Source organism: Kitasatospora sp. NPDC096140 (genome assembly GCF_040303045.1).
In the GTDB taxonomy this organism is placed as follows: Bacteria; Actinomycetota; Actinomycetes; order Streptomycetales; family Streptomycetaceae; genus Kitasatospora.
This window is the reverse complement of the sequence record NZ_JBEOUW010000085.1, coordinates 5,361-13,465: the sequence shown is the minus strand read 5'-3', so window position 1 is coordinate 13,465 and position 8,105 is coordinate 5,361. Positions and strand designations below refer to the sequence as shown.

The following is an 8,105-nucleotide window of genomic DNA, read 5'->3' as shown; positions in this document are numbered from 1 at the left end:
GCCGTCGTTGCTCCACAGGGAGCCGTCGGAGCCGATGATCCCCAGATGCACGGTGTTGCCGGTGGCGGCGGCGGTGACGGCCTTGGCGCCGCCGGCCCCGCCGGGGACGGGGATCCAGCTGGACCAGGTGCCCGTGTCGTAGTCGGCGTCGCGGGTGTAGACGCCACCGTCCGCGGCCACGGCGAAGACGTGGTTGACGTTGCCGATGGCCACGGCGCTGATGGACTTCAGATTCGAGCTGTCCACCTTGGTCCAGGCCGACCAGGTGCCGGTCGTGTAGTTGCCGTCGTTGCTCCACAGGGAGCCGTCGGAGCCGATGATCCCCAGATGCACGGTGTTGCCGGTGGCGGCGGCGGTGACGGCCTTGGCGCCGCCGGCTCCGCCGGGGACGGGGATCCAGCTGGACCAGGTGCCGGTGTTGTAGTCGGCGTCGCGGGTGTAGACGCCACCGTCCGCGGCGACGGCGAAGACGTGGTTGACGTTGCCGATGGCCACGGCGCTGATGGATTGGAGGGTGGCGTTGTCCATGCGGGTCCAGGCCGACCAGGTGCCGGTCGTGTAGTTGCCGTCGTTGGTGTACTGCGAGCCGTTCGAGCCGATCAGCTGCAGGCGAACGGTGTTTCCGGTCGCCGCGGCCGAGAGCCCACCGCCGGCGAAGGTCGATGGCGTCGAGGGGTACGGGTCGGCGTGGTCGGTGCTGAGGCCTGTGCCGGGTGCGCAGCTCCAGGCGCCGGCGCCTTGGTCGGCGAGGATCTTCTCGGCTGTCAGGATCTGCTGCTGCTTGGTGGCGAGGTCGGGGCGGGCGGCGTAGGCGGTGCCGCCGTAGTACCGCCAGTTCTGCATGGTGATCTGCAGGCCGCCGTACAAGCTGTTGCCGGTGTTGATCGACCAGTTGCCGCCGCTTTCGCACTGGGCGACCTTGTCCCAGGTGCTCACGGAGGCCGCGTGAGCGAGGCTGTGGGGAAGAGCCGCAAGGAGGGCTGTTCCGATGGCGAGGGCAGTGGTGGCGCGGGCGGTGCGACGGGACTGTCGGCGGGTGGACATGCCTGGTTGGCTTCCTCTCGTTTGTGTCCGGGTGTGGGCGGCGCCGGCGGCCGGGGATGAGGGTGGAGACTGCGCTTCCGTGGGCGGAGCCGATGACAGCGCGGTGGTGGCGGCTGCCGGAGCGGCGGCACCGGCCGGGGCGACGCGGACGGCTCTCGGGTTGCGGGAAGGAGGCATGACAGAGGGGTCCTCGTGACGGGTTCGGAGGGTGGAATTGGCATGCCGGGAACCCCTGGCGGTCGGGTGGGCGCAGGCCGGACGGCCGACCGGTGGAAGAGCCTGGAGTGTCGGACGCGCAATCAGGTCTGTCGGCGGGTCAGGTGTCACAGGAAGGTGTGGTTGCCGGCGTCGGCATGGCACGGTTGCGGTCGGGCTGTGCCGGACCGGCGGATCCGACTTCCGAGCCGGCTTCCCGGCTCCCCGGCTCCCCGGATCCGGCTCCGGCTCCGGCTCCGGCTCCGGCTCCGGCTCCGGCTCCGGCTCCGGCTCCGGCGACTACGATCGTTTCGCGGGCGGCGACAGGGCAGCAGGGCTCGCCGCGAGGATCAGTGGTGGTCCAACGCGAAGCCGTGGTGGGAGAACGACCTGTGGAGCCGCTCCAGTAGGGCTTTCACCCGGTCCTGCGCGGTTCGGCCGGGGTCGGACCGGATGAAGAAGTAGAGGTCCAGGCCGTGTGCAGCGGGACGGACGGTGAGGTGTTCGATACCTTCGGACGGTCTGGCGTGGGCCCAGATCAGGTCTTCGACGAGCGGGCCGGCCGAGTCCGGCGGGGTGGAGGCGGTCATGGTGCCCAGGTGGGCAAGGACGACCAGCATGATGGCTAGTCCCAACCGATGACCTGGGCGGACGTCGTGAGCGGGGCCGTGCCGGCCGCGGTCGCGGCGGAGGCGGTCGGCGCGGCGGCGAGCGGGAGAGCGGCGGCGAGCGGGAGAGCGGCGGCGACGGCGGCGGCGGCGATGGTCAAAGCGATGCGGAGCATGGTTGTCCCCTCAGGTGGTCGGGCCGGTACGGCCCGTGTCGTCCCGCGGTCTGGGGAGCTGTGCTCCCGTCTGCCCCGGTGATCACCATCCTGCTGGCCGGGCGGGCCCGGGGGAACAGGTTCGGGGTGTCACCAATGGGACGGGCCGGATGGTGACACCAGCTCACATGTGGCGATTATGATCGTCATCGTGGCGTGTTCGCCGGCGTAGAGCGCGAGTGGGGGAGCCAGGCAGTGCTGGATGTCTTGGGGCTGGACAGACATACGGAAGGCGTCTACCGGGAGATGCTCGACGGGGCCTGCGGCGGCGTCGCCGAGCTCGCCACACGGGTGGGAGCGGCGCAGTCGCAGGTACGAGAGGCACTCGACCGGCTCGTCGACCTGGGCCTGCTGACCCCGTCGCGGGAGTCCGTCGGGGGCCTGCGCGCCGTCAGTCCGGAAGTAGGGCTGGCGCATCTGCTGCACCGCCAGGAGGAGGAGCTGGCCCGGCGCCAGCACGAACTGGCGGCCGGGAAGGCAGCCGCGGCACGGGCCATCGCCGCGTACTCCTCGCTGCGCCCCGACACCGAGAGGGACGGCAACGAGCGTCTTCTGGGCCTCGACGCGATACAGGCCCGCCTGGAGATCCTCACCCGGGGGCTCAGCTCGGAGTGCCTGTCCATCATCCCGGGCGGAGCCCAGTCCGAGGCGAGCCTGGAGGCGTCGCGCCCGCTGGACGAGCTGGCGCTGAGCCGGGGTGTGCGGATGCGCGCCGTCTACCAGGAGAGCGTCCGCAACGACCCCGCCACGCTCGCCTACGCGCAGTGGACCACCGAGCGCGGCGGAGAGGTCCGTACCAGCCCGGTCCTGCCCGCCCGTGTCCTGATCTTCGACCGGACCACGGCCCTCGTCCCGATCGACCCGGACAGCTCCCGGCTGGGCGCCCTGTGCACCACCTCCACCGGGATCGTGGCCACGCTCGTCGCCCTGTTCGAGCAGACCTGGGACTCGGCCGTCCCCCTGGGCGCGAGTCGAGGCCACGCACCCCAGGACGGCATCAGCGAGGGTGAGCGGGAGCTACTGAGGCTGCTGGCCTCCGGCATGACCGACGAAGCCGCCGGCAAGCGCCTGGGCGTCTCCATGCGCACCGTGCGCCGCCAGATGGCGGCGCTGATGGAGCGTCTCCAGGCGACCAGCAGGTTCGAGGCCGGGCTGAAGGCCGCCCACCGAGGCTGGCTGTGACAGGGCCTCACCCCACCGCGGCCGGCTCTCCCCCGGCGCTCGGGTGCTGCCGGGGCCGGTCGTCCGCCGGGTCCGCGTCGATGCTCCGGTAGGCAGCGGCGACGGCGAGCGCCCGGGCGACCTCCTCGCGAGGCGTCCGGCCACCGGTGTCGGCCGGGATCTGCGGCGCCACCGGGGCGGGCAGGCCGCCGGTCCGGTTCCTCAGCGCGACACGCAGCCAGCGGGCCTCGACACGCACCGGATCCCCGTCCACGTATCACCGGTGAGGAGTGGGGCCGAGACACGCGCTACTCCTTCGAGTCGTACTCGAATGCCGAGGGCTGGGCTGGCTGAGACGAAGCGCGGAGGTGCGCCCCTCACGCACCTACCTCGGCGGGCAGACCTCACTCCGGACCTGCTGATACCCGCGGACAGCTGACCAGCCGCCCACCTGGTGCGAGCCGTGCCGCGGGTGGGCCGCGCGACACCAACGGGTCAGAATCGGCGGTTGAGCACCAGGGCAAGGAGGGTTCGGGCTTCGGCAGGTGGGGTTGGGGGCGGTGAGCGCCAGCGTGGTGATGCTGAGGAGGTATCCGGTGGCGGAGGTGGCCGGGGCGAGGGCGGCAGGGTCGTAGGCGGTGTTCACGGGCTTCTCCGTTCGGTGGGGCCCGCCCGCATGGGCGGGCGGGGCAGGTCAGTGGGTCAACGGGTGGCGGAGGCGAGTTCCTGGAGCCGGTCGGCGATGGCGTCGGTGGGCAGGCTCAGGGGTGTTCCGGGCTTCGTTGTCCGGCAAGACCTCGTCGCCGTCTGCGACCCGGACAGCTGAACAACCACCAGCCCGCACGTCAGTGAGCAGCCACCGTCCCTGCCGGCCTTCGCCGTGACTGACAGCAATACAACGGCACTGAGGGCCTACGGCCCGAGAACGGCGGCGCGGCCGGCCGGGACGAGCGGGCGCCGGACAGGGCGAAGACCGCGGCGCGGCAGGGCACGGGGACTCGGGCGTTTGAGGTGGTCGCTCACCGAACGATCGGAGCCCGGTTTCGGCCGGCAGGGGTGGGCCGATTCAGAGCCAGCCGCGCCAGGCTGCCTTGAGTCCTGCCTCGAAGCGGCTGGTCGCCTGCAGGCGTTCCATCAGGGTCGCCATCTGTCGTCGGACCGTCCGCATCGACACACCGAGGCGCTTGCTGGCAGCCTCGTCCGTCATCCCGGAGGCCAGCAGTCTCAGCAGTTCCTGTTCCCCCGGGCTGACCCCGTCCTCCGGCGCCTGACCGCGGGTGGTGCCGAGCGGGACGGCCGCTTCCCAGGTCTGCTCGAACAGGGCGATGAGAGCGGCCACGATGCCCGGCGAGGTGGTACAGACCGCGCCCAGGCGGGAGTTGTCCGGGTCGATCGGGACGATGGCTGTGCTCCGGTCGAAGACGAGGAGGCGGGCCGGGAGGACGGAGCTGGTGCGAACCTCGCCGCCACGCTCGGTGGTCCACTGGGCGTACGCGACCGTCGCGGGGTCGTTACGGACGCTGTCCTGATAGACGGCGCGCATCCGCACCTGCCGGTTCAAGGCCTGCTCGTCCAGCGGACGGGAGGCCTCCAGACTCGCCTCGGACTGGGCGCCCCCCGGAATGATCGACAGGCATTCCTCCCGGAGGCCCTGGGTGAGGACCTCCAGACGGGCCTGGATGGCGTCCAGACCGACGAGGCGTTCGTTACTGTCCTGTTCGGTGTCGGGGCGCAGGGTCGCGTACTCGGCGAGGGCGCGTGCCGCGGCCGCCTTGCCGACCGCGAGGGCGTGGTGACGCCTGGCGATCTCCTCTTCCTGCCGGCGCAACAGGTTCGCCAGTCCCGCCTCCAGGCTGACGGCGCGGAGCCCGCCGGCGACTTCCCGGGACGGGGTCAGCAGGCCGAGCTCCACCAGCCGGTCAAGCGCCTCCCTCACTTCTGACTCGGTAGTCCCAACCCGTATCGCGAGTTCGGCGACGCCGCCGGAGGTTCCGTCCAGCATCCCCCGGTAGACGGCCTCCGTGCGGGTATCCAGTCCGAACGCCTTGAGCACTGCTCATCCCCCAGCTCCAGCGTCGTCGTCCGCAAGTCCTGCATGTCGATCATAATCGCCATCACTGTCATCGTGTCACCAAGCGGCCCGGCCTATTGGTGACAGCTCGGAACCGTTCCCCGCGAACGGCCCGGGCCCCCAAGATGGTGATCGCCGGGACGACGGGGAGGACAACTCCCCGGCCCTGGCGCCGCCCAGGGCCACACCGTCCCCAACACCGTCCGATGTCTCGGGGGATCACCATGTTCCACACCGCTGCCTCGATCGCGACCACCGGCCTCGCCGCCCTGATGCAGCCCGCCGCCGCGCAGACCGCGTCCGCTGCGACCAGTGCGGGCTCTCGGACCGACACAGCCATTTCCTCGCAGGTCATCGGGTGGAACTGACCCGCATGCGGGTCATCACGGTCCTCCTGACACCATCGAGCGGATCCCCTCCGACGGGGCCGTCGGGCCCTGTCGTCGAGGACGTCATCTGGGCCCACGCCAGGCCCGCCGAGGGCCTTGAGCACCTCACCACCAAGCACGTCGAACAAGGGCTGAAGCTCTACTTCTTCGTCCGGTCCGCCTCCGAGACGGCCGCAGTGACCCAGGTTCAGACACTGCTCGACCGGGTGCGCGGACAGCTCTCCTCGCACGGCTTCGCCATCAACCGTGGCTGACCCCGGCCGCCGCCGATCCCTCACGCCCCATACGGCGCCCGCCGTCCTCGGCTGCCTCACCCTGCCTTGCTAGGCGATTCGATTCGCCACACGGCCCTTCGCCCATCCTTCCTGCCCTTCTCATCCCACGGGGAGATCCCATGCCCGGCCGTACCCACCGTTCGACCTTCACCGCTGCCTCGGCGGTCCTCGCCCTCTGCGCCGCGGCTGTGGTGACCGGCTGCGCGACGGCCGGGACCGACGCACCCGCAGCCGTCGCGTCCGGAGCGAGCACGCCCGGCACCCTGCCACCCCTCACAGCAACGCCGCAGCCCACAGCGGGAGTTGATACGGCCTCCACACCGGTGCTGCCGCCGACGGCCCCCGCCGACGCGACCGGGCCCACCGGATCGCCCACGCCCCTCGCTCCGGCCTCCGCCACGCCGACCACCGGAACGCCGGCCGTCCCGAAGGCGCCGGACACCGCACCGTCAGCACCGGCCGGCACCGCCCTCACCGCAGCCGTCCAGCCGGCCGGACTGGCACAACTGCCCATCGCCCCGAAGTTCGGGTGGAAGCCCGACGGGCCGCTGAGCAGCCAGGACGTGCACAGCCGCAGGATCACCCTCAACGAGTGCGCAGGCATCTCCGGCGCCGTCACCTGGCAGCAGCAGGGCTACCTCAGCACGGCCCGGAACCCCGCCGGGCAGCAGCTGTTCTCGTTCCCCACCCCTGAGGCCGCCCACACCGCCTACCAGCACCTCCTCGCCGACATGGATGCCTGCCAGGAATCCTCCCGGCAACTCCAGGCCCGCCAGGCCGCGCCCCAGGACGCGACCGTGATCCGTACCGCCTCGACGGCCAATGGCACGTCCTGGTCCCGGCAGTGGACCGGGGTCGGCGGCATGTCGGCCCCGGAGCAGCAGACCAACCACTTCTACGCCCTCCAGCAGGGCGGTGTCCTGACGCTCTTCCAGTTCGACGAACTGAAGGAGCGTCCCGCCCCGGCCCACGACACCGGCACCGACCCGTCGGTACTCGCAGCTCTCGCCGCGCTCGGGGCCCAGCACTGATCCGAGCTTCGACGTCCGACCTCACCGAACCGAAGGAAGAGTCCTCATGTCCCTCAGGAAGTCGTCCGCGCGCACGATCGGCGCGATCGTCGCCGCCTGTGCCGCCTCCACGGTGCTGGCCTCGGCGCCCGCACACGCCGACAGCGTCCTGTCCACCTCCATGGCCGCGTCCTCGACGGGCTCGCTGGGCAACAACGCGAATCCGGGCGGCCAGGTCACTCGCAGCCAGGCGCTGGTCCGCGCCCAGGCCTGGGTGGACCAGCGCGTCCCCTACAGCGTCAACGGGCTCACCGCGCCGTACAGCTGGTGGTCCGACTCGCAGACCGGCGGTCGCTACCGCCAGGACTGCTCCGGATTCGTCTCCATGGCCTGGGAACTGAAGGAGAGCCCGACCACCGGCGGACTCCCTTCGTACTCCACGGCCATCAACAGGTCCGACCTTCAGCCGGGAGACATCCTCAACAGCAGCGACCACGTGGTCCTCTTCGCGGGCTGGCGCGACAGGAACGCCGGGACCTTCAACTACTACCAGGAGAGCAGCCGCTCCAGGCCGACCAACTTCAACACGGACGGCGACCTGAACGCTTCCTACCTGTCGTCGCACCCGATGAGCAGCTACACCGCGTACCGCTACAGGAACATCGTCGACGATGCGTCGACGCCTGCTCCGCAGCCGAAGGGGCCGACCGGGCGGCCGAGCACGGCGGTGGATCCGGCCACCGGTCACCTGGTCACGTATGTGCGGGACTCCAACAACCACCTGTGGTCCGTCGACCCCCAGGGCCCGGGATGGGTCGACTTCGGCGCCTACGCCGCCGGCGACCCCACCACCGTCGTCGACCCGACCACCAACCACCTCATCACCTACGTCAACGGACCCGACAACCGCCTCTGGTCCGTCGACCCCAAGGGCCCCGGCTGGATCAAGTTCGACGCCACCCTCTCCGGCACGGTCATGGCACCCAACGCGGTCCCCAACACCGTCGTCGACCCGGCCACCGGCCACCTCGTCACCTACATCCGCGACACCGCCAACCACCTCTGGTCCGTCGACCCCCAAGGCCCGGGATGGGTCGACTTCGGCGCCTACGCCGCCGGCGACCCCACCACCGTCGT

Annotated in this window: 10 protein-coding genes; 5 read left to right on the top strand and 5 right to left on the bottom strand. The window is 71.1% G+C overall.

What is annotated here, in order from left to right:
- The 3 genes from ABT048_RS40860 to ABT048_RS40850 all read right to left on the bottom strand — a co-directional run.
- Positions 1-936: transglycosylase family protein (locus ABT048_RS40860; protein WP_350526726.1), on the bottom strand; the 936-nt coding region annotated here is incomplete at its 3' end.
- 653 nt (positions 937-1,589) lie between these two features.
- Positions 1,590-1,859, bottom strand: a complete 270-nt coding sequence (locus ABT048_RS40855) for a hypothetical protein (RefSeq protein WP_350526725.1) — start codon at positions 1,857-1,859, stop codon at positions 1,590-1,592.
- Between the two features lie 5 nt (positions 1,860-1,864).
- On the bottom strand, positions 1,865-2,023 hold the full coding sequence (locus ABT048_RS40850; RefSeq protein ID WP_350526724.1) for a hypothetical protein: 159 nt from the start codon (positions 2,021-2,023) through the stop codon (positions 1,865-1,867).
- Positions 2,024-2,257: 234 nt separating this feature from the next.
- On the opposite strand from ABT048_RS40850, the gene ABT048_RS40845 reads away from it, so the two are divergent.
- Positions 2,258-3,244 (top strand): LuxR C-terminal-related transcriptional regulator, encoded by a 987-nt coding sequence (locus ABT048_RS40845; RefSeq protein ID WP_350526723.1) that lies wholly within the window; start codon positions 2,258-2,260, stop codon positions 3,242-3,244.
- A 7-nt stretch (positions 3,245-3,251) separates the two neighbouring features.
- Here ABT048_RS40845 and ABT048_RS40840 read toward each other — a convergent pair whose 3' ends face one another.
- Entirely contained in the window at positions 3,252-3,482 is a 231-nt protein-coding gene (locus ABT048_RS40840; RefSeq protein ID WP_350526722.1) for a DUF6545 domain-containing protein, read from the bottom strand.
- A gap of 807 nt (positions 3,483-4,289) precedes the next feature.
- Entirely contained in the window at positions 4,290-5,276 is a 987-nt protein-coding gene (locus tag ABT048_RS40835; RefSeq protein ID WP_350526721.1) for a LuxR C-terminal-related transcriptional regulator, read from the bottom strand.
- A 242-nt stretch (positions 5,277-5,518) separates the two neighbouring features.
- Between ABT048_RS40835 and ABT048_RS40830 the strand changes: the two genes are divergently transcribed.
- From ABT048_RS40830 to ABT048_RS40815, 4 genes are all read left to right on the top strand, one after another.
- Entirely contained in the window at positions 5,519-5,662 is a 144-nt protein-coding gene (locus tag ABT048_RS40830) for a hypothetical protein (RefSeq protein ID WP_350526720.1), read from the top strand.
- 5 nt (positions 5,663-5,667) lie between these two features.
- Positions 5,668-5,937: a hypothetical protein gene (locus tag ABT048_RS40825; protein WP_350526719.1), complete on the top strand. Its 270-nt coding sequence runs from the start codon at positions 5,668-5,670 to the stop codon at positions 5,935-5,937.
- A 140-nt stretch (positions 5,938-6,077) separates the two neighbouring features.
- Positions 6,078-6,989, top strand: coding sequence for a hypothetical protein (locus ABT048_RS40820; RefSeq protein WP_350526718.1), 912 nt, complete (start codon positions 6,078-6,080; stop codon positions 6,987-6,989).
- A 46-nt stretch (positions 6,990-7,035) separates the two neighbouring features.
- A partial coding sequence (locus ABT048_RS40815; protein ID WP_350526717.1) for a hypothetical protein occupies positions 7,036-8,105 on the top strand: 1,070 nt, incomplete at its 3' end.